Origin of the sequence: Vibrio satsumensis, from assembly GCF_050337435.1 — a bacterium.
Classification (GTDB): Bacteria; Pseudomonadota; Gammaproteobacteria; order Enterobacterales; family Vibrionaceae; genus Vibrio; species Vibrio satsumensis.
Window position 1 is genome coordinate 76,202 of record NZ_JAKJSX010000016.1, and the last position, 23,320, is coordinate 99,521.

Annotated in this window: 22 protein-coding genes; 4 read left to right on the forward strand and 18 right to left on the reverse strand. The window is 45.3% G+C overall.

Annotated features, from left to right (window positions below; all coding sequences use genetic code 11):
• Nucleotides 1-108 precede the first annotated feature (108 nt).
• Together fadJ and fadI are read right to left on the reverse strand one after the other, a co-directional pair.
• Nucleotides 109-2,325 carry a fatty acid oxidation complex subunit alpha FadJ gene (gene fadJ, locus L4C44_RS19730; protein ID WP_285953349.1) on the reverse strand — a complete coding sequence of 739 codons (2,217 nt, stop codon included), beginning with the start codon at nucleotides 2,323-2,325 and terminating at the stop codon, nucleotides 109-111.
• Nucleotides 2,325-3,632: an acetyl-CoA C-acyltransferase FadI gene (gene fadI, locus L4C44_RS19735; RefSeq protein WP_146491691.1), complete on the reverse strand. Its 1,308-nt coding sequence runs from the start codon at nucleotides 3,630-3,632 to the stop codon at nucleotides 2,325-2,327. Before fadI ends, fadJ begins: the two co-directional genes overlap by 1 nt.
• A gap of 562 nt (nucleotides 3,633-4,194) precedes the next feature.
• Between fadI and L4C44_RS19740 the strand changes: the two genes are divergently transcribed.
• The 4 genes from L4C44_RS19740 to L4C44_RS19755 all read left to right on the forward strand — a co-directional run bounded on the left by L4C44_RS19740 (nucleotide 4,195) and on the right by L4C44_RS19755 (nucleotide 8,628).
• Complete coding sequence (locus L4C44_RS19740) at nucleotides 4,195-4,743, forward strand: sigma-70 family RNA polymerase sigma factor (RefSeq protein ID WP_017060646.1); 549 nt, start codon at nucleotides 4,195-4,197, stop codon at nucleotides 4,741-4,743.
• The gene (locus L4C44_RS19745) at nucleotides 4,736-5,464 is read left to right on the forward strand and encodes a DUF3379 domain-containing protein (RefSeq protein WP_146491689.1); all 729 of its coding nucleotides are present in this window, start codon (nucleotides 4,736-4,738) and stop codon (nucleotides 5,462-5,464) included. The genes L4C44_RS19740 and L4C44_RS19745 overlap by 8 nt, the downstream gene beginning before the upstream one ends.
• A gap of 297 nt (nucleotides 5,465-5,761) precedes the next feature.
• Nucleotides 5,762-7,027 carry an outer membrane protein transport protein gene (locus tag L4C44_RS19750; RefSeq protein ID WP_102278221.1) on the forward strand — a complete coding sequence of 422 codons (1,266 nt, stop codon included), beginning with the start codon at nucleotides 5,762-5,764 and terminating at the stop codon, nucleotides 7,025-7,027.
• Nucleotides 7,028-7,323: 296 nt separating this feature from the next.
• On the forward strand, nucleotides 7,324-8,628 hold the full coding sequence (locus L4C44_RS19755; RefSeq protein WP_428805614.1) for an outer membrane protein transport protein: 1,305 nt from the start codon (nucleotides 7,324-7,326) through the stop codon (nucleotides 8,626-8,628).
• A gap of 95 nt (nucleotides 8,629-8,723) precedes the next feature.
• Here L4C44_RS19755 and L4C44_RS19760 read toward each other — a convergent pair whose 3' ends face one another.
• From L4C44_RS19760 to L4C44_RS19835, 16 genes are all read right to left on the reverse strand, one after another.
• The gene (locus L4C44_RS19760; RefSeq protein ID WP_372384543.1) at nucleotides 8,724-9,509 is read right to left on the reverse strand and encodes an MlaA family lipoprotein; all 786 of its coding nucleotides are present in this window, start codon (nucleotides 9,507-9,509) and stop codon (nucleotides 8,724-8,726) included.
• 124 nt (nucleotides 9,510-9,633) lie between these two features.
• Entirely contained in the window at nucleotides 9,634-10,854 is a 1,221-nt protein-coding gene (gene ccmI, locus L4C44_RS19765) for a c-type cytochrome biogenesis protein CcmI (RefSeq protein WP_146491686.1), read from the reverse strand.
• On the reverse strand, nucleotides 10,854-11,342 hold the full coding sequence (locus L4C44_RS19770; protein ID WP_086712359.1) for a cytochrome c-type biogenesis protein: 489 nt from the start codon (nucleotides 11,340-11,342) through the stop codon (nucleotides 10,854-10,856). Before L4C44_RS19770 ends, ccmI begins: the two co-directional genes overlap by 1 nt.
• On the reverse strand, nucleotides 11,339-11,890 hold the full coding sequence (locus L4C44_RS19775) for a DsbE family thiol:disulfide interchange protein (protein WP_146491685.1): 552 nt from the start codon (nucleotides 11,888-11,890) through the stop codon (nucleotides 11,339-11,341). The genes L4C44_RS19770 and L4C44_RS19775 overlap by 4 nt, the downstream gene beginning before the upstream one ends.
• A 5-nt stretch (nucleotides 11,891-11,895) precedes the next feature.
• Complete coding sequence (locus L4C44_RS19780; RefSeq protein ID WP_146491684.1) at nucleotides 11,896-13,866, reverse strand: heme lyase CcmF/NrfE family subunit; 1,971 nt, start codon at nucleotides 13,864-13,866, stop codon at nucleotides 11,896-11,898.
• A complete protein-coding gene (ccmE, locus tag L4C44_RS19785; RefSeq protein WP_061019578.1) occupies nucleotides 13,863-14,345 on the reverse strand; it encodes a cytochrome c maturation protein CcmE in 483 nt (160 codons plus the stop codon). The genes L4C44_RS19780 and ccmE overlap by 4 nt, the downstream gene beginning before the upstream one ends.
• A complete protein-coding gene (ccmD, locus tag L4C44_RS19790; protein ID WP_060983676.1) occupies nucleotides 14,342-14,548 on the reverse strand; it encodes a heme exporter protein CcmD in 207 nt (68 codons plus the stop codon). The genes ccmE and ccmD overlap by 4 nt, the downstream gene beginning before the upstream one ends.
• A 14-nt stretch (nucleotides 14,549-14,562) precedes the next feature.
• Nucleotides 14,563-15,303 (reverse strand): heme ABC transporter permease, encoded by a 741-nt coding sequence (locus tag L4C44_RS19795; RefSeq protein WP_060983677.1) that lies wholly within the window; start codon nucleotides 15,301-15,303, stop codon nucleotides 14,563-14,565.
• Nucleotides 15,304-15,470: 167 nt separating this feature from the next.
• On the reverse strand, nucleotides 15,471-16,139 hold the full coding sequence (ccmB, locus tag L4C44_RS19800) for a heme exporter protein CcmB (protein ID WP_060983678.1): 669 nt from the start codon (nucleotides 16,137-16,139) through the stop codon (nucleotides 15,471-15,473).
• 1 nt (nucleotide 16,140) lies between these two features.
• Entirely contained in the window at nucleotides 16,141-16,758 is a 618-nt protein-coding gene (ccmA, locus tag L4C44_RS19805) for a cytochrome c biogenesis heme-transporting ATPase CcmA (RefSeq protein ID WP_060983699.1), read from the reverse strand.
• Nucleotides 16,759-17,036: 278 nt separating this feature from the next.
• Nucleotides 17,037-17,549: a DUF2802 domain-containing protein gene (locus tag L4C44_RS19810; RefSeq protein ID WP_146491683.1), complete on the reverse strand. Its 513-nt coding sequence runs from the start codon at nucleotides 17,547-17,549 to the stop codon at nucleotides 17,037-17,039.
• Nucleotides 17,549-18,043: a chemotaxis protein CheW gene (locus L4C44_RS19815; protein WP_017064109.1), complete on the reverse strand. Its 495-nt coding sequence runs from the start codon at nucleotides 18,041-18,043 to the stop codon at nucleotides 17,549-17,551. The genes L4C44_RS19810 and L4C44_RS19815 overlap by 1 nt, the downstream gene beginning before the upstream one ends.
• Before the next feature lie 53 nt (nucleotides 18,044-18,096).
• Nucleotides 18,097-19,215, reverse strand: a complete 1,119-nt coding sequence (locus tag L4C44_RS19820; protein ID WP_428805615.1) for a chemotaxis protein CheW — start codon at nucleotides 19,213-19,215, stop codon at nucleotides 18,097-18,099.
• The gene (locus tag L4C44_RS19825) at nucleotides 19,202-19,984 is read right to left on the reverse strand and encodes a ParA family protein (RefSeq protein ID WP_017064111.1); all 783 of its coding nucleotides are present in this window, start codon (nucleotides 19,982-19,984) and stop codon (nucleotides 19,202-19,204) included. The genes L4C44_RS19820 and L4C44_RS19825 overlap by 14 nt, the downstream gene beginning before the upstream one ends.
• 10 nt (nucleotides 19,985-19,994) lie before the next feature.
• Nucleotides 19,995-21,119 (reverse strand): protein-glutamate methylesterase/protein-glutamine glutaminase, encoded by a 1,125-nt coding sequence (locus L4C44_RS19830; protein WP_048616090.1) that lies wholly within the window; start codon nucleotides 21,117-21,119, stop codon nucleotides 19,995-19,997.
• Nucleotides 21,120-21,132: 13 nt separating this feature from the next.
• A complete protein-coding gene (locus tag L4C44_RS19835) occupies nucleotides 21,133-23,313 on the reverse strand; it encodes a chemotaxis protein CheA (RefSeq protein ID WP_146492317.1) in 2,181 nt (726 codons plus the stop codon).
• Nucleotides 23,314-23,320 lie beyond the last annotated feature (7 nt).

Below are 23,320 nucleotides of genomic sequence, written 5' to 3' on the forward strand. Positions count from 1 at the left end.
AATGAGGGACGACTGAATCGGGAATCTCCTTCCTTTCGCATGTTCCCATAAAACATAAAGCCCGCATCAATTGCTTGAAGCGGGCTTTATAGTCAACGTACTAGAGAGTTACTTGTAAAAAGACTCATCCAAACCAGCGCGTGTCAGTAGGCCATCACATGGTGCAAAACGATCACCGTACTTCTTAGCGAAGTCGTTCATCATCTCTACCAGTGACTTAATACCGATTTGATCCATATAACGGAACGGACCTCCTAGGAATGGAGGGAAACCGATACCGAAAATCGCACCAATGTCACCATCACGAGGGCTGCGGATAATGCCGTCATCTAGACAACGAACCGCTTCGTTCAACATAGGCAATACACAACGCATCGCAATGTCATTATCACTTAGCTTAGGCTCAGGTTGTAGCTTAAGCAGCTTATAAACTGACTTATCGACTTCTTTCTTCTTACCTTTGTAAGTGTAGAAACCTTTACCGCTCTTACGGCCTTTACGGTTGTCATTCAACAGAATATCGAACACATCAGGGCCTTGGAAGCGGTCACCTAGCTCATTAACCAGAATCGGAATAATCTTCGCGCCGATATCCACGCCAACCTCATCTAACAAGGTAATTGGGCCAACCGGGAAACCGAAGTCCAATAACGTGCTGTCGAGCTTTTCAATCGGCTCATTTGCCAATAGCAGATGTGCTGCTTCATTCATGTATGGGGCAAGAATGCGGTTAACATAAAAACCTGCCGTGTCTTTGACAACAATCGGCGTTTTTCCTTGCTTTTTCGCCAATGCTACTACCGTCGAGATAGTCTCTTCTGAAGTTGTTTCATGAGGGATAACCTCAACTAGCGGCATTTTCTCTGCAGGGCTAAAGTAGTGAAGGCCGACTACATTTTCTGGTCGCTGCGCCTTCTCCGCAATCTTATGAATTGGTAATGAAGACGTATTGGTCGCGAAGATAGTCTCTGGCTTGGCATTGGCTTCGATGTCCGCAACCATTGATTGCTTAAGGTCGAGGTCTTCAAATACCGCTTCAATCACCACATCAGTATGGTTAAAACTGGTAAAGTCGATGCCACCAGACAGTTGAAGCATCTTACTTTCAAGGCCCGCTCGGCTCAGAATACGACGCTTACGCTGCTTATCGAACAACTTGAAGTTGTAGTTAAGCGCGTTCAGCACACCTTCATTTGATACGTCTTTGATGCGAACCGGTACTTTTGCTTTAGCTACACTCACATGGCTAATACCTGCGCCCATAAGTCCGCCGCCTAACACACCAACACGCTTAACCGCTTTTGGTTCTGCATCTGCACCGTGTTCTTTCTTCATTTCAGTAGTAGCAAAGAAGATAGAACGAAGTGCTTTTGACTCAGAAGTCATTACTAACTCAGAGAAACGCTTCGCTTCGTACTGAAGACCTTTATCAAAGCCGTTCTCAAGGCCGTACCGAATCACATCAAGAATCGCATCAGCTGCAGGGTAATTACCACGCGTTTTCTGATTCGTCTTCTTGGAAGCTTGCTCAAAAATCACCTTGCGACCAAGACCCGTGCGTGAAATAAGTTTTTCTTTGGTAGAAGCTTGGCTTTTAGACGCCAGACGCTTACCTTTTTTGCTACCCGTATTCTTTTCAACAAAACTTTTCGCTACTTTAAGCAAGATAGTTTCAGGCACACAAGCATCCACGACACCGAGCGATTTTGCTTTCTTAGCGCGCAGTTGTTTCCCCGTAAGAATAAGGTCGAGAGATGACAACAAACCGATAAGGCGAGGCAGACGCTGTGTACCACCAGAGCCCGGCAATAAGCCTAACTGTACTTCTGGCAGACCAAGACGAGTCTTATCTGAATCGGTACATACGCGGTAATCACATGCCAGTGCGAGCTCTAATCCACCACCTAAACATGGGCCGTGAATCGCTGCGACCACTGGGTACGGTAGTTCAGACAAAGTTTGGAACATCTCCTGCCCTTGGCGAGCCAGAGATTGCGCTTCATCAGCCGTTTTACACGCATCAAGCATTCTTACATCAGCGCCAGCAATAAAGTTATCTGGCTTCAATGAATGAACGATTAAACCCTTAACTCGACTCTGTTTTTCTTTGAGTTGCTCGAAGATGGCTTTCATTTCTTCCGCAAAAGCCGCTTGCAGTGTGTTCATTTTCTCGTTTGGCACATCGATCGCTAACCAAGCTATATCTTGCTCGTCGATATTAAGAGTAAATGCTGTCGCTTTCTTTTTGGTTGATTCAGTCGCAGACGTTGCATCTGGTTGAGCGACTGTTTCTTTTTCTGTTGTTGCATCAAGAGTCGTAGACATTATTCTACCTCCAAGATCATTGCTGCACCTAAACCGCCAGCCGCACAAGCTGTGTTCAGTGCCAAGCCGCCACCGCGACGTTTCAGTTCACGTAATGTTTGAGTCATCATGCGCGCGCCAGTCGCTGCAAACGGGTGTCCGTAAGCAATTGAGCTACCCAGCACGTTGAACTTCTCCATATCAATCTCACCAATCGCTTTATCACGGCCAAGATTTTTCTGAGCAAATTCATCACTTGCAAACATTTTAACGTTAGCCAACACTTGGGCTGCAAATGCTTCGTGCATCTCAATCAGTGTTAGATCTGATAACTCTAGACCTGTGTTTTTCAAGACTTGCGAGGTCGCGTACGTTGGACCCATCAGCATATCCGTTTCAACACCAATCGCTGAGAACGCATAACCACGAATATAACCCAGCACTTCTAAGCCTAGCTCTTTCGCTTTGCCTTCGCGCATCAACATCACAGCTGCACCACCATCAGTCAGCGGCGTTGCATTCGCAGCAGTCACACTGCCGTATTTTCTATCGAACGCAGGACGAAGTTTGGCGTAACCTTCAACTGTAGAGTCATGACGAATGTTGTTATCTTCCGCTAGGTACTTTTTGTACGGTGCCGGAAATGCCGTCATGACTTCATCTTTAATCTTGCCTTCTTTCCATGCTTGAGAAGCCAAAGAGTGAGAACGGTGGGCAAGTGCATCTTGAGCTTCGCGAGTAATACCATGTGTCTTAGCCATCTGCTCGGCAGTTTGTCCCATAGATAAGCCGGTCGAATATTCGGCAACGGCAGGCGGTACTGGCATCAAGTCTTTTACTGAAAGTGCTTTGAGAATTTTCAGTTTTTGACCCATGGTTTTGGTTTTGCTCAACGCTAACAAATTAGCAGCAAGTTTTTTGGAAACTCCAATCGGCAATACAGAAGAAGAGTCCGCACCGCCCGCAATACCGACATCAATCGTGCCAGCCATAATGCTTTCGGTCACGTTGACTGCGGCTTGAAAGCTGGTCGCACATGCTCGGGTGACACTGTAGGCATCGGTATTGATGTCCATGCCTGTGCCTAACACGATTTCACGCGCGATGTTCGGCGCTTCTGGCATTTGCACTACTTGGCCGAACACGACTTGTTCGATAAGCGCAGGATCAACATCAGTTCTTGCAAGCATTTCGCTCACAACCATTTTGCCTAGGTCAACCGCAGGCACTTGGCTAAATTCTGTGCTCTGACGAGCGAATGGGGTTCGTAATCCAGCGACAACGGCAACACGTTCTCCGGAACGCGTTTTGACTTCCTGTTTGCCCATGGTTTCTCCTTAAAGTTAAGAGGTCTGACCTGAAGCATTGTAAAGAAGTTGTTAATTAAATCAAACGAGCGTTTAAATAAACGTGATACGAGTATCTCACTGTTTGAAAATATAACTGCAAATTCAGGCGAACCTTTTAGGGTGAAAGGTTGTCCTAAGAGACTAAACTATTGTAAGCAAAGACTGTTATCGCTTTGTAGGGAATGGTTTTCTTTAGGTAAAAAAAAACCACACAAGACTGTGTGGTCGGAATGTATATAAAGCAATTAACTTAACGCCAATTGAAATAATCAGTTTCCTGATTAGGAGAAAGTAAAGTCAGCCTTCAAAAGGAAGTGTCGCCTTGCTCAACATGCTAGCCACGAATGACTAACTAGACGACAAGGTGTACTATAACTTGTTCGAAGTCTTAGATTTTGAAGTAGATCAATTTTAATGTGATTTTACGATTTCCAGCCGATCGTTAGCTCTAAAAGCGAAACAGAATATAAAAACAAAGCACAACGTATAGAGGACAGCTATACGCAGAGCAATTATGGAGGCTCGTGTGTCAATAATAAAAATGTTTGGAAAGAAAACAGCCAAGCGTCCGGTCAACTCTGATATGGACAAACAAAGAAAATACGAAGCACTCGTACGTGCCTATCATCGTGACCTCTTTCGCTACGCCTATTGGTTATGCAAAGACAAAAGCATTGCCGAAGACTTAGTTCAAGAAACTTGCCTTCGCGCATGGAAGTCACTCGATAGTCTACAAGATGAAAAAGCCGCGAAGTCTTGGCTGATTACCATCTTGCGCCGCGAGAATGCTCGACGTTTTGAACGCAAACAGTTTGATCTGGTTGATATCGACGACCATGGTAATGATGCTAGTGTCAGTGATGACCCACACCATCAACACCAGTGGTTGCAAGCGCAGATCATGAAACTTGAAATCGATTACCGTGAGCCCCTCTTCTTGCAAGTGATTGGTGGTTTTAGTGGTGATGAGATTGCCGATATTCTCGATCTCAACAAAAACACGGTGATGACACGTTTATTCAGAGCTCGAAATCAGTTGAAAGAGCTATTGGATACAGAAGAGGCAGAGAGGGGGCAACATAATGGATGATTTGGAATTTCGTCGTCGTGTATTGTCGGAACCTAAACAACGTACACAAGATATTGTTGATGCGGCCGCGAATAGTGAAGCCAATAGTAACTTCTTAGACGATGTACTAGCGCTTGATAAACAGATCCACTCTGCAATGAATGTGGATGTGCCAGACGATCTTGCTGATCGTATTCTGTTCAATCAGACCTCAAGCGAAGAAAGCAAAGTAGTCAGGCCTACGTTTGCGAGACGAGCAATGGCAATGGCCGCCTCGGTGGCGTTTGTTGCTGGTTTATTAGTCGGCCAAGTGAATTGGGGCAATGCATTTGTTTCACCCGCGCAAGCAAGCTTGGTTGATACAGCGATGAAGCATGTTGTTGATGAAAAGAGTTTTGTTAGTAACATCGATGAACAGGTCACATCGCAGCAAATCAACGCAAAAATGAATCCATTTGCTTTTCAGTTTGATGATACTTTCCCTTATCACGTCTATTACCTAAACCACTGTGGCTTTGGTAAATCCAACGCGGTACATATGGTCTTCCAAGGCGCAAAAGGCAAAGTAACACTGTTTTTAACCGGTATTCCAACAGACAAACCTATCGACTTTGATGAAAAAGGCATGTCCGGTTCGGTAACACCCGTAGATGGCAGCAGCTTAATCCTTGTTGGTGAAAATGGTGAGGATGTTTCTAAAATCGCCGAAAAACTAACAAAAATGATTAAACCGATGAGCTAGTGCGCTCTTAAAGCCCCGTCATAAAAGGCCCAGCAAGTATATCACTGATATTGCTGGGCTTTGTTTATAAATAACCCACCAAACCATTCACAAAACAAATAACTCTAGAGTTAAAACTCTAAAAAACAGCATTTAGCACCATTTTCGTGCCAGATAGGCGTCATTTCCATAATTTTCCACTCAAAATTCCCAATGGTCGGATTTGTATATCGTATACTTGCGAATAGGATCAGCCACCATTGAGCAATTGCTCAAATTAATCGCCCTGTAGAGGCGGATATATAAAGGAATAAATGAATGACTACCAACAACACGCGTCTGTTTAAAAAGTCTCTTTTAGCAGTAACAATCACACTGGCGTCTTCGCAAGCGATGGCAGCAGGTTTCCAACTGAACTCACAATCAGCAACCGGCCTTGGCCGTGCTTTCGCTGGTGATGCAGTAATCGCAGATAACGCTTCTGTTATGGCTCGTAACTCAGCAGCAATGGCTTTGTTTGATTCATCTCAGTTTTCTGCTGGTATCAACTACATCGAGACTGACATCGATGTTACAAACGTGAAAGCAGGCGGCACAGTGCCTGTCGATAGCGCAAACAATAGCAGTGGTACTCCGGTTCCTAATATCTACTATATCCACCGACTAAATGACCAATGGGCATTTGGTGCTGGTATCTACTCAAACTTTGGTACAACTAATAATTTTGATAGCAGCTTTGGTTCAAGCAGCGCTTTAGGCGGTGCACACACTGGTGTGTCTGCATTTGGCGGAACAACTGAAATTAAGAGCATAAACTATGCGCTATCAGCTTCATACCGTGTTAACGAGCAGTTCTCTGTTGGCGCTGGTTTAGATATTGTTCAAGGTAGTGGTAAGCTTGAACGTAATTTAACAACGACGAACCCTTTAACAGGCGAAACTAGTACATCTAACCTAGCATCAATTGACGCGGATGGTGTTGGTGTAGGTTGGAACATTGGTGCGGTATATGAACTTGATTCAGCAAACCGCTTTGGCCTTTCTTACCACTACAGTCCCGAAATTGAAGCAGATGGCGACATGACTTTAGGTGGGGCGCTTCCATTAGATACGTTATACCTATCGTTACCAAGCATGGCTGAGTTCTCTGGTTACCATGAGATTAAAGATACTAAGTTTGCGGTTCACTACTCTGTTCAATGGATTGGTTGGAACACATTTGACACTTTAGAAGCGGATTCTGTTGCTGGTAAGCAAGAAATTGGTAACTACCAATGGCAAGATGGTTGGCACTACGCAATCGGTGGTACTTACTTCCTAAACGATGCTTGGACTCTGCGCGCTGGTTACATGTATGACACAGCTGCTCAAGATAAAGTAACTTCGATTTCTGTTCCTGATTCTGACCGTCAATGGTTCTCTGCAGGTTTCACATACGCATTCAAACAGCAGCATACTGTTGACTTCGGCTTTACTTACCTGCTAGGTGAAGATGTAGATGTAAACGAGGGTAATGGTACGCTAACAGCAACTACTCATGCAGATGCTATCCTAGCTGGTGTTCAATACAGCTACAGCTTCTAATATAAGCTAAGTTATTAATCCCAAAGGGTCGCATTACGCGACCCTTTTTTATTGCCTAAACCACTGACCTACTTCAATTTAAGCTTACAACTGTAGCCTGCAAGGTCAATATATGACTACAAGTGTACGCTCAAACTTCGCAACACAGCCGAAACATTTAGATTATTTCTCTAATAATTAAACACATTTACTCATTAAATCCCTAAAACACTGTTTTATTCGAATTTCATTTTTAAAGTAATGACTCTAAAAGTAGAATCACGCCACTAAATACTTATGATTCAGCGAACATAATAATGAAAATGAATAAGACTCTTCTATCTGCTGCAGTGGCAGTTGGACTACTTTCGACTTCTACCGTGACTCAAGCGGCAGGTTTTCAACTAGCAGAATACTCAGCAACAGGCCTAGGCCGCGCATACGCTGGTGAAGCAGCAATGGCTGACGGTGCGGATGCACAGTGGCGCAACCCAGCAATGCTGACTTACCTAGAAGGTACTCAAGTTTCTGTTGGCGCTATTTATGTTGATCCAAACATCGATATCAACGGTACTTCTACGTCTATGATGGGACAACCTACTGCGTCAAATTCTAGCGATTTTGCCCACAGTGCAGTCATCCCTAACTTTTACGTTTCTCATAAGTACAACGACAAGTTCGCATTAGGCTTTGCTGCGGGTACTAACTACGGTATGGAAACAGACCTAGGTAAAGACTTTGGTGGCGCTAACCATGGTAACGAAGCAAGTGTTACGACAATGGAGCTAAACCTAAACGCGGCATACCAAGTACTTGAAAGCGTATCTATTGGTGGTGGTATTCGTTACATCATGGCTGAAGGCAGCTTTGGTGCGGTATCTACAGCTAACTCTCTAGTTCCTATTCCTCAAGGTACAGCTTTAAAATACATGGAAGGTGATGACACAGCGTGGGGCTGGCAAGTTGGCACCGCTTGGCAGATTAATGAAAACAACCGCCTTGGTTTTACCTACAAGTCAGAAGTAGATCTAACGCTTGAAGGTCACGCAAATGGTGTCGCTTTTGATGCTGTTGCTGGCGCTTTGGGTACTCCAGTCAAGTCAAAATACAACGGTTCAATGCAACTTGCATTGCCAGCTACCGCCGAGCTTGCAAGCTTCCATCAACTATCAGATAAGGTCGCTGTACATGCGAGCGTTAACTGGACTAACTGGAGCAGCTTTAAAGAACTAGTAGCTGACATCCCTGAATTCGGTCCTGCTCGAACTCAAGATATCAAGCAAGAGAACTGGGAAGATAACTACCGCTTTGCTATCGGTACAACTTACCAAATGACACCTAAACTGGCTCTGCGTTCTGGTATCGCCTACGACACTTCAGCGGTAAGCGAAGAACACCGTACTGCGACTATTCCAGAAACAGACCGCACTTGGTTAAGTATTGGTGCTGGCTACCAATGGTCTGAGCAACTAACACTAGACGCCGGTTTCACTTACATCCTAGCGAAAGACGCAAAAATGGTTGAAGATGACGCAAGTTCTGCTCCATTTGGTGGTGACTTCGAAGGTGAAGTAACTGGTAGCATTTGGTTAGTGGGTATCCAAGCTAACTACCGCTTCTAATCTATTTGACTTAACCTAAAGTCATAAGCATTAAAAAGGCTCGATGTTGTTATCAACATCGAGCCTTTCTTTTATCGATAGTCTAAATCTTATTTCTAGTAATCTTCTAGATAACCATCGATGAAGTCTTCTTCTTCAAGGTCGACCTCTTCAGGTTCAATCTCGGCTTTGAAATCACGACGTTGAATGTAAACATCACGCGTCAATGCATATGGATCAGGAGAATTATCCAACAGCGCTTCTTGTGACACCAACTGAGCACGTGTTTCCATACCTTCGAAAGCCCACTTGCCTAAGCTTGCCCAAAAGTTTAAGAACGATAGAGGCACATACAAACCATCGACGGTTTCAGTCACTTCACGCGTCGTTACCGGGCCGTAACCTGGCACCATAAAGTACGGTCCATTCCCTACTCCGTAATGACCAATCGCATCAGAGAACGACTTGTCGTCGTACTTGGTGATCCCTGCTTCGCTGGCAATATCGATTAAGCCTAACAGACCAAAAGTTGAGTTAATCCAAAAACGATTGAAATGGTCGAGTGCTTTTTCACCATTTCCCATAAGGAGGTTGTTCACCATGCTTGATGGTTCGTCTAAGTTGGCTAGAAAATTGGAAATACCAGATCGCACTGGTACAGGAGTGTAGTCAACATAAGCGAGGGAAACAGGGCGAACCAAATAAGGATCTAGATATTCGTAGTTGATATCCCACATCGCTCGGTTGAAGCCTTCAAAAGGATCATTGGGGTGGGATTCTTCTACGTATTCTGAGGTTTCGAAATTATCATCGACACGACTCTCTTCCGGAGCACTAGAACAGCCCACCGTTAAACTTGCGATAAAAAGTAAACTCGAGAGTCTTAAAATACTGGCAGACATATCACCTTTTCCATAAGGAATTCAAATAATAAAAAAGGCCAGCAATCGCTGGCCTCAATTGGTTGCGTAAGTCTATACCGTTTATCGCAAAATCGGAATAGCTAACGCCTATGCAAAATGATGATTAATATTGCTTATTGATATCGACAGTTACTGGAGCACCCAGTTCAACCACTTCGCTCTCACCGTACCAATCACCATCGCGAGTTGAAACGTTACCATCTGTATCAAGCCTAGCTCTAACCATCAGAGTTTCAAGACTAGACAACTTCTGTCCTTCCATCATGCTGTTGCCATCATCAAGCACAACTGTACGAGGAAAAGTCCCTAGTGGGTAACGAGCTGCTGCGATAGGCATTGGCGAACCATCAGCTCTGTGTACTGACACGATCAACACTGAGTTAGGATCAGCATTAACATCACCAGACAGATCAAGTGTTACAGCAACGCTCTTACCTTGGTCGACACCCATAGCGTCACCCATTTTCTTCTGAGCACTTTCAATACTGCGCGACAACATTTCGTAACGGCTGTCTTGTGGGCCAATCATCTGCTGCATGATGCTCCAGTACTTCACCGCACCTGGGTAGTCTTGACGTTCAAATGCATCAAATGCTAGCAGTGAGAACACACGAAGGTCGACGTAATCGTTTTGAATCAAACGGCTCAAAATCAAACGTGCTTGGTTCTGATCAGCTTCATCAGGTGAAAGCATCAATGCTTGTGCGAAGCCTAACTGAACATCTTCGTTCTTAGGCTCAAGCTTGTACGCTCGTTCCATAGAATCTTTTGCTGTTTCAGCGTCGCGGTTAGCCAAAGCAATACGACCAAGCAGCAACCAACCTGTAGAATCTTTTGGCTGGTAGTGCAGACGAGTACGAAGTGCCAGAGTCAGATCTTCTAGTTCATCGTCTGTTAGCGCGCCACCTTCCGAAGACATTAGCTTTTTAGATAACTCAGGAAGGTTCGAACTCACTTCTTGCCAGTGTTGAACTTTATCCAACGCACCGAACTTGAAGTACATACCGTACGTCACAGCCACAACAAGGATAATCGACGGTACAACCACACCAAGCGTTGAGATTTTAGTCTTCTTCATCTCTTGCTTAGCTGGAACATCATCAAGCAGGGATTGTTTCAAATCAGCGATCAGCTCCTGCTGGTTATCAACAAGACCTTCTTCTGCTTCTACTTCTAGCTCATCTAGACGATCTTTGTAGAATGCTTTGTTCAACTCATCGCGCAGCACATCATCGTTGTTTGCCTTTTTATTAATGAAGGGCAGAACAATTAAGAAAATTGCCGCTAGCGAAAGGATAATGGTAGAAATCCAAAATAGAGTCATTACTTCTTATCTCCGTCGTTCTCTTCATCGAGTAACGCTTTTAAGCGAGCTTCTTTGTCTGCATCCCAGCCTTTATCTGACTCAACTGCTTTCGACTTTGATTTTCTGCTTCGTAAAATGATCAAACCGAAACCAAACACAACTACTGCAAAAGGACCAACCCAAAGGATTGACGTTGCTAGTGTCAGTGGAGGGTTGTAAGTAACAAAGTTACCGTAGCGAGCGATCATGTAATCAATGATATCTTGCTTCGACTTACCGTCTTTTGTCATCTCGTACACTTTCTGGCGCAAGTCGACTGCTAGCTCAGCGTTCGAATCGCCAATCGTGTTGTTCTGACATTTAGGGCAACGCAACGTGTTACTCAGCTCTTTGAACTGCTGTTCTTGATCAACGGTATCAAATTCATGAAACTCGATAGGCGCGGCAGAAACAGTCGCTGAAATAGCAAACGTAGCGAACAGAGTGATCAGGACCTTTTTAATCATTTCGCTTCCTCCAGCAACTCTTGATACATCGGCTCAAGCGTCGATGCCCAGTTGGTTGGATTCACGTCACCAACATGGCGGTAACGAACCACACCGTTAGCATCAATTAAGAACGTCTCAGGAGCACCATACACGCCAAGATCTAGACCTAGCATACCATCGCCATCAAATAAGCTGATTAAGTACGGGTTACCTAGTTCTTTTAGCCAACCAACAGCTTTGTTGCGATCATCTTTGTAGTTCATACCAATGATCTTAACGCCTTGAGCGGCCAATTTATTCAGATAAGAGTGCTCTGCATAACAGGTAGGACACCAAGTAGCCCACACATTAAGCAGCAGAGGTTCGCCTTTGAAGATCGCTTGATCATGAAACTTACCTGCTTGTTCTAAGTCTTCTAGACCGAACTCAGGCACAGGCTTACCAATCAATACTGACTCAAGTTTAGTCGGGTCATCACCCGACTGATTACGAACTAATTGAGTTGCAAAGACTCCAGCTAGAATCATAAAAGCAATCAATGGAATGAATAAAATCTTCTTGTTCATTCGAATTAAGCCCCCTGCTCTTCAGCCGACTTTTTTGTTGGCTTACGGAAACGGTAACGACGGTCACTAATAGCAATAGCACCACCAATCGACATGATCAAAGAACCAGCCCAGATCCAACGTACAAATGGTTTGTAGTAGATACGTACAGCCCAAGATTTGTTGTCGTCTAAACGTTCACCCATTGCGATATAAAGGTCGCGCGTTACGCCACGGTCAATCGCTGCTTCTGTCATCATAGACTTAGCTGTGGTGTAGAAACGTTTTTCAGCGTGAAGCGTGTTGATGTATTTACCTTCTTTGGTAATTTCAAAGTCAGCAATATAACCATCATAGTTAGGGCCATCTTTGTCACGAACTCCTGTAAACAGGAAGCTGTATTCTTCAAGCTGGTAGCTTTCACCTGGCGCCAAACGTACATCGCGTTCGATGCTGTAGTTTTGCACCATTGCAATACCAATCACTGTCACGGCTAAACCAATGTGACCACACATCATTGCCCAGTGGCTACGAGGCAGCTTAGTTAGACCTTTCAGGAATGTATGACGGTGAGTCGCACGCTCATGCAGCTCAAAGCCATGCATGAAGATGATCCAAAACGCCATTACCCAACCAGCAAAAGCAGTACCGCTGAAGCGGTCAGCCAGTAGAGCAACCATTAGCGCACTCAAGCCAAGTGAGAATGCACCTGAAATCAGCATTGGTTTAACGAGCTTAGACAGGTTGTCACGTTTCCAACGGATCAGTGGACCGATACCAAGTAGGAACGAGAACGGAATCATTAACCAGAAGAACAACATATCAAAGAATGGAGCACCGATTGATACTGAGCCCAAGCCTAACTGTTTGTGAACTAATGGTAGTAGCGTACCTACTAACACAACGACAAGCGCTGCAATCAATAATATGTTGTTACCAAGCAGTGCGTTTTCACGAGAAACCAAATCAAAATTACCGCGAACACGAACTGATGCGCCTTTAACCGCAAACAACAGTAGTGAACCACCAATAACAAAGACTAGGAAACCTAGAATAAACATACCGCGAGCAGGATCCGACGCAAATGCGTGAACCGATACCAAGATGCCCGAACGAACTAAGAATGTACCTAGTAAGCTTAGCGAGAATGCAGAGATAGCCAGTAATACTGTCCAAGCTTTAAATGTGCCACGCTTTTCGGTTACCGCTAGTGAGTGCATCAGTGCAGTACCAGCCAACCAAGGCATGAATGAAGCGTTTTCTACTGGATCCCAGAACCACCAGCCACCCCAGCCAAGTTCGTAGTAAGCCCACCATGAACCTAATGCGATACCTACTGTTAGGAATAACCAAGCTGCGATTGTCCAAGGACGCGACCAACGAGCCCATGCCGTATCAAGACGACCACTCATTAGAGAAGCGATTGCGAAAGAGAACGCAACAGAGAAACCTACATAGCCCATGTAAAGCATTGGCGGGTGAATAATCAAACCCGGGTCTTGCAGTAGTGGGTTCAAGTCACGGCCATCTACAGGGAAGAAAGGCAATGTACGTAGGAACGGGTTAGAGGTTACGATAATGAACAGCAAGAAGCCGACAGTAATCAAACCCATGATAGCCAGTACGCGAGCCACAGACTCTTGAGGCATACCACGGCTGAACGTCGCTACTGCAACCGTCCAACCTGCTTGGATAAGAACCCAAAGCAGTAATGAACCTTCGTGAGCGCCCCAAACCGCCGTGATTCGGTAGTACCAAGGCAGTTGGCTATTCGAATTGCTTGCTACGTATTGAATCGTAAAATCATTGGTGTAGAACGCGTAACACAGGATAAAAAACGAAATCGCTAGGAATCCGAACATTCCCCACGACAACGGTCGTGCACTGTTCATCAATAATGTGTTATTTCGAGCGGCTCCATACAATGGGAGCACGCTTAGCAGCAATGCAAGTCCCAAAGACAGGATCATCGCAAAATGGCCGATCTCGGCTATCATTGAGCATTTCCTTCTTTTTGTTCAGTTGTGTATTGCAAAGGCTCATGAGTCTTCTTCATTGCTTCTGCAACTTCAGAAGGCATGTACTCTTCATCGTGCTTTGCCAACACCTCGAACGCTTCAATTGTCGTCGCATCTTTAAGGACACCCTGAGCAACAATACCTTGGCCTTCACGGAAAAGATCAGGAAGGATGCCATCATATAAAATCGTTACTTTAGGGCCTACATCCGCCAAATCGAAGCTTACACGTAGTGATTCGCTGTCACGGCTTACAGAGCCGACTACAACCATGCCACCAATGCGCAGGCGTTGACCAACTTCAGGTTTTTTACCATCTTTGCCGTTGACCAGTTCAGTTGGTGTGTAGAACAGATCCATGTTCTGGTTAAGTGCATAAACCATCAATCCAATAGTCGCACTGATACCAAAAAAGATTGCTAAGACAATGCCCAGCCTCTTTTTACGTCTTGGGTTCATAGAGTGTTCTCCATATTTTTTGCTGCATCGATACGAGCTTGACGATCAACCTTAGCTTGTACTTCATTTAGTAATTGCTTACCACGACGAACACTTACCACCAGTAAAATGATCATCGCGAGGAATGTGATTCCAAATGCACTCCATACATAAGAGGCGTAGCCTCCCATGGCAAAGAAATCACTCAAAGATTCAAAATACATAATTACCTACCCTACTACGCTTTTTCAGCCGCAAGCTTGCGAACCCATGGACGGTGACTCTCTTTACTGATGATTTCGTTTCTAAAACGAACCATAGTCACAGCACCAAAGAAAAAGGCGAAGCCGAAAATATTAAGAAGAAGCGGCCATAACATGTCACTTGAAATAGAAGGCTTATCGAACTTAGTGATCGTCGCGCCCTGGTGAAGTGTGTTCCACCACTCTACTGAAAAGTGAATGATAGGTAGGTTGATGACACCAACAATAGCCAAAATGCCTGCCGCTTTGGCTGCAGTTTTTTGGTCGTCAAACGCGTGGTGTAGTGCAATCACACCTAAATATAGGAATAGAAGAATCAGCTCTGAGGTCAAACGCGCATCCCAAACCCACCAAGCGCCCCACATTGGTTTACCCCAAACAGCACCAGTTAGCAGCGCGATGAAGGTAAATACCGCACCGATAGGAGCCATAGCCAACGCGGCCATGTCTGATAGTCTTACCTGCCATACCAAGCCGATAAACGCTGCAATCGCCATCGACATGTACACGCCCATGGACCAAATCGCAGAAGGTACGTGGATGTAAATGATTCGGAAGCTATCACCTTGTTGGTAATCAGAAGGTGCAAATGCTAGTCCCCACACAGTACCGGCAGATAGACACAATAGCGCTAGGATAGAGAACCATGGCAGAAGTTTACCAGCAAGCTGATAGGAAGTTTCTGCTTTGGCATAGGGATGGAGCCATTTCCACATGTTGTAATCTCACTCTTACTTCATATTGCTTACAGCTATCACAGCTATAATTATTATAATTTATTTGGCTTACAGCCTCTTCCAGTGACTCTATGAGTTTGAAAGTTCCAATTAGTTCACTCTGAACAATCAAAGTGATGGTGAGTGCTTGGTTAATACTCTAATAGCTAGTTAACACTCACTCTTAGTGCTGCACTGATAGCAAATGGGGTGAGCGTCATTGCGCCCATTAGCATTGCCCCTAACACGGCTAGTTGTCCGTTATACGCAACACCTAGTGCTGCCGCATCAATCGCTGATGTAGCAAATATAAGAATTGGGATATACAGCGGCAAAATAAGCAGACTCAACAGCACACCGCCTTTTTGTAATCCAACCGTCAAAGCCACACCAATAGCACCAATAAAACTTAATGCAGGCGTACCAACCAACAAGGTTAAGACCACCGATAACCAAGTATCGAAATTCAAGGACAGCAGCACCGCTAACAACGGACTGATCAATATTAATGGTAACCCTGTCAATAACCAGTGCGCTATGACCTTGGACAATACTACCAACTGCAACGGGATGGGCATCAGCATCATCTGCTCAAGGGCACCGTCTTGAAAATCATCTCGGAATAGTCGTTCCAAAGAGAGCAATGCAGAAAGTAAAGCAGCAACCCAAACAATACCCGCAGCGATGCGCGCAAGCAGGTTCGGCTCAGGCCCAATACTCAGTGGAAAAAGGGTGATGACAATAATAAAAAACCACAGAGGGTTAAAGATATCGGCTTGGCGACGAAATGCGATCAGCAGCTCACGTCGAATGATCGTTGTCATTGAAGAGATCATATTACTCACCCAACTTTATTTTTCTTAGTTTCGGGCTATCAGCAAACATATCTTGGTGTGTGGTTAGTAACACAATGCCACCGTTATCTGCATGCTCAGAAAAAAGAGACTCTAAAACTTTAACGCCCTGCTTATCGATTGCAGTCAACGGTTCATCTAGAATCCACAACATTTGTTTACTCAACCAAAGACGAGCCAACGCCACACGGCGCTGTTGACCAGCTGAAAGTTGCCCCGCGGGCACGTCTTCCCTACCAGCAAGGCCAACCTGGGCCAACGCATGGTAAAGCTCTTCCTTGCTCGTTCCACCACTGTGAATCGATTGATAGAAACTCAAGTTCTCATAAGCACTGAGCTCGCGCTTCACACCAGTTTGATGACCAAGAAAAAGTAAATTTTGATGGTACACATCTCGACTCGTTTCAATGGACTCACCATCCCAACAAATAGTACCTTCATCACGATCGCCTAGCCCGGTGATAATCCTAAGGAGTGTCGTTTTCCCAGTACCGTTACGACCTTCAACTTGAACCAGCTCGCCAGGTTTCAATTGAAAAGACAACGATTCAAACAGAACCCTGTCGTCACGAATAGCAGTTAAATTTGAGACTTCTAGCATAGGTAAATTTAGTCGAGTAATGAGAGGGCTATAGTAGCACACCAACATGGTGACAAAACAGGACTAGGCGTTTTCGATAAGACAAAGTCCGTAAGAAACTGTTACCACCGCATCACAATTTACACATTTTCATCAACAAACTAGATATTGCCGTAGATACAAGTACTTATAAACATCGTTCTATATAGATATAGCAAGCATAAAAAAAGAAGCCGAAGCTTCTTTTAAGAGGTGTACGCGATAAACATCAATTGCTCAATACGCAGTAAGCGCTCAATTTAACGACGTCGAGGCGGGTCTCTGCGATCGCAAGAGGCATCGGGTTGATCATCGTACGATGAAGGGTTACTTCTCAACGAAGGGATTTTTTCCTTACCCGCGAGCTTATTCTGTAGAGACATCATTAGCTCAGCTTCCGCTTTAGGTAATTCACACTCTTCGATCAGTTCGTTTATCCCGGCACCAAGCTGAACCATTTTTGTTGCACGCGTATATAAGCGTCCATCGGTGTCAGCATGTTCCAACTCAACAATACGTTCATTCAAGTGCTTTATCAGATCTTGCTGTTCCGTCACTTTCTGGCCAAGGCCAACCACAACAGAGCGAACTTCGAGTAATTGCTTACTCGATTTTTGAAGCTCTTTGTCCAAGTTACGAACTTGCAGACGTGATTGATCGAGCTGCTTTTGAATTGCACGTTTTACTTTGCTAATCAAAATCACGATGAATAACGTAAAAACCCCAACACCTGATATCAGAACGACAGGGCTTAAAGGAAGCGCTTCAAACATTACAGGTGAGCCATCTCATCCCATTCGTCTTCGCTTAGTAGTTTGTTTAAATCTACTAGAATAAGCAGCTTGCCATCACGGTTACTTACACCTTGAATAAACTTAGCACTTTCATCAGTACCAACACTTGGCGTTGTGTCGATTTCAGAAGAACGCAGGTAAACCACTTCAGCAACGCTATCGACTAGAATGCCAATTACTTGACGCTCAGATTCAATAACGATAATACGAGTGTTATCTGTGATTTCACCTTGCATCAAGCCAAAGCGAGAACGAGTGTCGATAACAGTAACAACGTTACCACGCAGGTTGATAATACCTAGAACGTAATCTGGAGCACCCGGTACTGGAGCAATTTCGCTGTAACGCAGTACTTCACGCACTTGCATTACGTTGATGCCGTAAGTTTCTTCTTCTAGCTGGAAAGTCACCCATTGAAGTACTTCATCATTGGTTTGCTCTTTTCTTACTTCAACTTCACTCATATGAGACATAGATAATCCTCTTGCCGTCGTTACCGACCACTATTATTAACTTGATGCGTTTACTAGCTTAATGCTTTTACATCTAGCCCTGCGTTTAGCATGGCGATTAATGCTTCAACATGGATCAAAGCACACATTTTTTCTTTTACCATACCAGCGAGCCATGGGCGTTTCCCTGCCATTTCTCGCCAACGTACTTTATCTGTATTAAGTAGCTCGGTGCCTTTTAGCTCTGTGCCCGCAAGGCCCCACAAGCTCTCTCCAAGCATGACTATATATTGATAGTTTTCTTTGTACTCGTCACCTGATAGTTTCTCAGACATCACCCATTTTGCGGTGTCGACCACATCTAGCTGACTATCACGGTTGGTTTGTAAACCCAAATACCAAGCTGGCTTACCAATGATATGACTTAACTCTTCAAGGCGATGGATACCGCCCAGTTCATCAAGTGGTACCGCAAAGGTCACGCCGTTTACATCAAAATACAAAACTTGAAAGTCTTCTGTGCGAACCGTATTTTCCCAAGAGGTAAACTGGTTAGCACCTCCGGCTTGAGTTTCAAGTCCAATAACTGTCTCGACCTCAGGAGCATCAAGTTCAGACTCAACAGCCTTAACTTCTACTTGTTCCGTCTCCTGCGGTTCAGCTTGTAACTCTTCAATTTGCTGCGTTTCAACAGGTGGCTCTGCAGCAATTGATAAATCGGGTTCTGGAAGATTCCAATCTTGAATCTCTGGCTCTTCAAACACTTGAACAGACTCAACCGCGGCCTCAAACATTTGCATGTCTGCTTGCTGGGCGATTTTCTGGGTGTTCAGATCCATCAATTCATCAAGATTCAGCTCATCAACAACATTGGTCGCCTCTAAACGACTTAGTAGCTTCTGAACATCCTCAAGGTTAGGAACCTCAAACTCAGCCGCGCGTATTTCCGCGTAGCTTGAGTGGTGGCTCGAAAATTGGCGCTCTGGCTCTGGCTCTGGCTCTGGCTCTGGCTCTGGCTCTGGCTCTGGCTCTGGCTCTGGCTCTTCAGGTTGTGATTCGTCGCTAGACTCGTCAACAAAAAAATCGTCAGATTCAAAGCTTTCATCGCCTAACAGCGCAGTAAAGTAATCATCCAGTGCTTGTTCACTCGAGAGACTTGGCTGTGCCAATGTTGATTCTTTATTCGCGCTCATTTATCGCCAACCTTTCGAGATAAATAAGCAACTGTTTATAAGCAAAGACACCACGGCTACCTGATGCAAAATGAGATGCTGGCAAGCGTTTTAGACTTGCATCTCGAAACTTAGTATCTATCGGCACAGCAGATGTCCAAACTTGGTTAGGATAATCATCTTTGAGCTGCGTTAATGTTTGCAGTGAGGCTTTGGTTCGCTTGTCGTACATGGTCGGGACAATCGTCACCTTAAACGGTGTTTTGCGAGACTTCTGCATGATGGTCAAAGTGCGAATCATGCGCTCTAAGCCCTTCATCGCCAAAAATTCCGTCTGTACCGGAATCAAAATACGATCACTGGCAGCCAATGCATTCACCATCATCACACCCAGAATTGGCGGACAATCGATTAACACATAGTCGTAGTCATCTTTCAAAGCGGCCAAAGCGCGCTTCAAGATCAACCCCATGCCGCTTCGATTTCCCATTACGCGGTCTAATGTAGCCAAAGACATATGGGCAGGAATAATATCGATACCTTCAACTTCTGTTTGTAAAAGCAAAGGTCTTACTGTCTGCGCATTAAACTCACGCAACTGAAACAGATCAAACAGGCTCGATTCCACCGTATCTGAGTCGTAACCCAGATAGGTGGTCAGTGATGCATGTGGGTCAGTATCAACCAACAGAACACGGTGCCCCTTCAAAGCAAGTAAACCTGCTAGAGTCACGGTCGTGGTCGTTTTACCAACACCACCTTTTTGGTTTGCAACACTCCAAACAATCATTTCGATTTACCTAAGCTAACCCAACTTCAACCAAGATCCTTTCCGCGATGCGGTCTAGAGGTAGGTCTTCAGTAGAAATGCCAGCTTTTGCTACAGCTTGAGGCATACCATATACAACACAACTATCTTCGTCTTGTGCCCAAATCGTCGAGCCCGCAGTTTTCAACATACGCGAACCTTCTCGACCATCTGCGCCCATACCGGTCAGTATCATAGACAACACTTTGTCGCCGTAGATCTTCGCTGCAGAGCCAAATGTGACATCCACACAAGGCTTGTAGTTCATTCGGTCTCCGCCATCGATAATTCTTAGACGTGCAGACCCTGCACGGCCATCTACCATCATCTGTTTACCACCCGGAGCAAGATACGCCACTCCGGGTTTCAACACATCACCGTCTTGCGCTTCACGAACTTCAATCTTACACAAGGTGTTCAATCGACTAGCAAAAGCAGCGGTGAATGTGGCTGGCATATGCTGAACTAACACAATGGGATGTGGGTAGTTAGCAGGGATGCGCGTCAAAATCTTCTGTAGCGCAACAGGGCCGCCAGTCGAAGTACCAATTGCTGTTAATTGGTACTTCTTACCTGACGCTCTGAATTTTGCCGTTGATGCAACCGCTGGCTTCGCTGTCGAAGTCGCAGCTGCTGTTGAAATCGGTTGGCGTAATGGCGTAGATGTTGAAGTCGTTGCTGTCGCTCTCGGTGCAATAGGAGCACGACGCATAAACGCACGCTTTGCAGCAATCTGAATCACACGCTGTTGAAGCAATGCAACCGCATCGTCGCGGTTACGTGCGATGTCTTCAAACTTCTTAGGTAAGAAATCTAGAGCACCTGCATCTAGCGCATCTAACGTTGCTCTCGCTCCATCATGCGTTAACGATGAAAACATCAAAATAGGCGTTGGAGACGCGGCCATGATTTCACGAACAGCTGTGATGCCGTCCATGACAGGCATTTCAATGTCCATCGTGATTACGTCAGGTCTTAGCTGTTTCGCTTTCTCAACGGCTTCTTTACCGTTTACTGCTACATCAATGACTTCTAGGCGAGCCTCTGAGTTGATGATCTCGCTAACGCGACGACGAAAAAAACTCGAATCATCAACGACTAATACTTTAATCGCCATATTTATCCTTAAATTAAATTCTTGACGCAGCTGCGTACTGCTTCAACAAGTCCGGCACATCTAGAATCAATGCAATGTGTCCGTCACTTGTAATTGTCGCGCCTGCCATTCCTGGCGTGCCTTGCAGAAGCTTATCAAGTGGCTTGATCACGACTTCTTCTTGACCGATAAGCGTATCGACAACAAAACCAACTCGTTGGCTACCCAGCTGTACGATAACAACATGGCCGTGCCCTTTACGCAGTTCAACAATACCCGCTTTAGGAGCAAGCCAGTTTTGCAAGTAGAACAACGGAATAGACTTATCGCGAACGATGATCGTTAGCTGACCATCAACCACGTTTGTGCGGCTTAAGTCTAGGTGGAAGATCTCGTTAACCGATGCCAATGGCAATGCAAATGGGTGACCCGCAACACCGACCATCAAGGTTGGTAGAATCGCTAGGGTTAGTGGAACCTTGATGGTGATCTTGGTGCCTTGTCCCATTTCTGAATCAATATCAATAGAGCCGTTCAGTGTGTTGATCGCCGTTTTCACAACGTCCATGCCTACACCACGACCAGAGATATCCGAGATCTGCTCTTTGCTTGAGAAGCCAGGAGCAAAAATCAGGTTGAAACACTCTTTATTTGATAAGCGAGATGCTGCATCTTCATCCATCAGGCCACGTTTGACCGCAATAGCACGAAGCTTATCAGGGTCCATACCGCCACCGTCATCAACGATAGCCAGCTCAATATGATCACCTTCTTGAGAGGCAGACAAAATCACTTTACCCGTTTGTGATTTACCCGCAGCAACACGGTCGTTCGGCATTTCGATACCATGGTCGACAGAGTTTCTCACCAAGTGAATCAGGGGATCTGCAAGCGCTTCTACTAAATTTTTATCAAGGTCCGTTTCTTCGCCACGCATTTCAAGAACGATGTCTTTCTTCAAGCTACGAGCAAGATCGCGGACAACTCGTGGGAAGCGACCAAATACTTTCTTGATCGGCTGCATACGAGTCTTCATTACCGCACCTTGTAGGTCTGCAGTAACAACATCTAAGTTAGAGACAGCTTTCGACATTTCTTCGTCGTTGCTGTTGAGGCCTAGGCTGACAAGTCGGTTACGCACCAATACCAGTTCACCCACCATATTCATGATGGTATCCAGTGTTGATGTATCAACGCGAACTGTCGCTTCAGCTTGCTGCTTCTTAGCCGGCGCTTTAACTTCAGCTTTTGCTGGAGCGCTCGGTTTCGGCTCGGCTTTAACGGCAACTGGTGCTGCTGGTTGCGGTTTAGGCGTTGCTTGCGGTGCAACTGCCTTAACTTCTGCAGGCTTAGTCGCTGCATCCAGTTCTTCAATCGAAGGTCCATTGCCTGATCCGTGTAACTGGTCCAGTAACTTCTCGAACTCTTCGTCAGTCATCAGATCATCGCCTTCAGACATCGCCGAAACAGGTGCTGCAGAAGGTGCTGGCGGTGGAGGAGGCGTTGAACTCGCAGCCGTCGGGCTGTTACCCGCACCATGCAGTTCATCTAGTAACTTTTCAAATTCATCGTCAGTAATATCACCGCTGTCAGCAACTGGCTGAGGTGTAACAGGTGCTGGCGGCGGTGTTGGTACAGAAGATGCTGTTGGCGAACCACCTTTACCGTGAAGTTCATCAAGCAGGCGCTCAAACTCATCTTCAGAGATATCATCCACTGAAGAGGCACTGATGCTTGAACTTTCGACAACCGGTTCAGGGGCTGCAACGATCGGCTCAGGGATAACAGGTGTTGACGCTTCTTCTGGTGTAACTTCATCAACTGATTCTGGCTTACAGAGGCGGTGAAGTTCATCCAATAAAGCTTGGTCTGCTGGCACTAAAGGTTCCTGATCTTGCACGGCTTGAAACTGTGTATTAACAGTATCTAACGCCTGCAGCATAGTATCCATCAAACCTGATGTTACGCTGCGTTGGCCGTTTCGTAGAATGTCGAACACATTCTCGGCACCATGACAAGTATCCACCAGCTCAGTTAATGCTAGGAAACCAGCACCACCTTTTACTGTATGGAAACCACGGAAAATAGCATTTAATAGGTCTTTGTCGTCAGGATTATTCTCAAGCTCTACCAGTTGCTCTGATAGAAGTTCAAGGATCTCTCCTGCTTCAACTAAAAAGTCCTGAAGAATATCTTCGTCTAAATCGTAGCTCATACGTTAC

What these genes read in the sequence shown, in the direction of transcription:
- fadJ (WP_285953349.1), bottom strand. Translation starts at nt 2,325, where the DNA reads ATGTCTACGACTCTTGATGCAACAACAGAAAAAGAAACAGTCGCTCAA.
- fadI (WP_146491691.1), bottom strand. Translation starts at nt 3,632, where the DNA reads ATGGGCAAACAGGAAGTCAAAACGCGTTCCGGAGAACGTGTTGCCGTT.
- L4C44_RS19740 (WP_017060646.1), top strand. Translation starts at nt 4,195, where the DNA reads ATGTTTGGAAAGAAAACAGCCAAGCGTCCGGTCAACTCTGATATGGAC.
- L4C44_RS19745 (WP_146491689.1), top strand. Translation starts at nt 4,736, where the DNA reads ATGGATGATTTGGAATTTCGTCGTCGTGTATTGTCGGAACCTAAACAA.
- L4C44_RS19750 (WP_102278221.1), top strand. Translation starts at nt 5,762, where the DNA reads ATGACTACCAACAACACGCGTCTGTTTAAAAAGTCTCTTTTAGCAGTA.
- L4C44_RS19755 (WP_428805614.1), top strand. Translation starts at nt 7,324, where the DNA reads ATGAAAATGAATAAGACTCTTCTATCTGCTGCAGTGGCAGTTGGACTA.
- L4C44_RS19760 (WP_372384543.1), bottom strand. Translation starts at nt 9,509, where the DNA reads ATGTCTGCCAGTATTTTAAGACTCTCGAGTTTACTTTTTATCGCAAGT.
- ccmI (WP_146491686.1), bottom strand. Translation starts at nt 10,854, where the DNA reads ATGACTCTATTTTGGATTTCTACCATTATCCTTTCGCTAGCGGCAATT.
- L4C44_RS19770 (WP_086712359.1), bottom strand. Translation starts at nt 11,342, where the DNA reads ATGATTAAAAAGGTCCTGATCACTCTGTTCGCTACGTTTGCTATTTCA.
- L4C44_RS19775 (WP_146491685.1), bottom strand. Translation starts at nt 11,890, where the DNA reads ATGAACAAGAAGATTTTATTCATTCCATTGATTGCTTTTATGATTCTA.
- L4C44_RS19780 (WP_146491684.1), bottom strand. Translation starts at nt 13,866, where the DNA reads ATGATAGCCGAGATCGGCCATTTTGCGATGATCCTGTCTTTGGGACTT.
- ccmE (WP_061019578.1), bottom strand. Translation starts at nt 14,345, where the DNA reads ATGAACCCAAGACGTAAAAAGAGGCTGGGCATTGTCTTAGCAATCTTT.
- ccmD (WP_060983676.1), bottom strand. Translation starts at nt 14,548, where the DNA reads ATGTATTTTGAATCTTTGAGTGATTTCTTTGCCATGGGAGGCTACGCC.
- L4C44_RS19795 (WP_060983677.1), bottom strand. Translation starts at nt 15,303, where the DNA reads ATGTGGAAATGGCTCCATCCCTATGCCAAAGCAGAAACTTCCTATCAG.
- ccmB (WP_060983678.1), bottom strand. Translation starts at nt 16,139, where the DNA reads ATGATCTCTTCAATGACAACGATCATTCGACGTGAGCTGCTGATCGCA.
- ccmA (WP_060983699.1), bottom strand. Translation starts at nt 16,758, where the DNA reads ATGCTAGAAGTCTCAAATTTAACTGCTATTCGTGACGACAGGGTTCTG.
- L4C44_RS19810 (WP_146491683.1), bottom strand. Translation starts at nt 17,549, where the DNA reads ATGTTTGAAGCGCTTCCTTTAAGCCCTGTCGTTCTGATATCAGGTGTT.
- L4C44_RS19815 (WP_017064109.1), bottom strand. Translation starts at nt 18,043, where the DNA reads ATGTCTCATATGAGTGAAGTTGAAGTAAGAAAAGAGCAAACCAATGAT.
- L4C44_RS19820 (WP_428805615.1), bottom strand. Translation starts at nt 19,215, where the DNA reads ATGAGCGCGAATAAAGAATCAACATTGGCACAGCCAAGTCTCTCGAGT.
- L4C44_RS19825 (WP_017064111.1), bottom strand. Translation starts at nt 19,984, where the DNA reads ATGATTGTTTGGAGTGTTGCAAACCAAAAAGGTGGTGTTGGTAAAACG.
- L4C44_RS19830 (WP_048616090.1), bottom strand. Translation starts at nt 21,119, where the DNA reads ATGGCGATTAAAGTATTAGTCGTTGATGATTCGAGTTTTTTTCGTCGT.
- L4C44_RS19835 (WP_146492317.1), bottom strand. Translation starts at nt 23,313, where the DNA reads ATGAGCTACGATTTAGACGAAGATATTCTTCAGGACTTTTTAGTTGAA.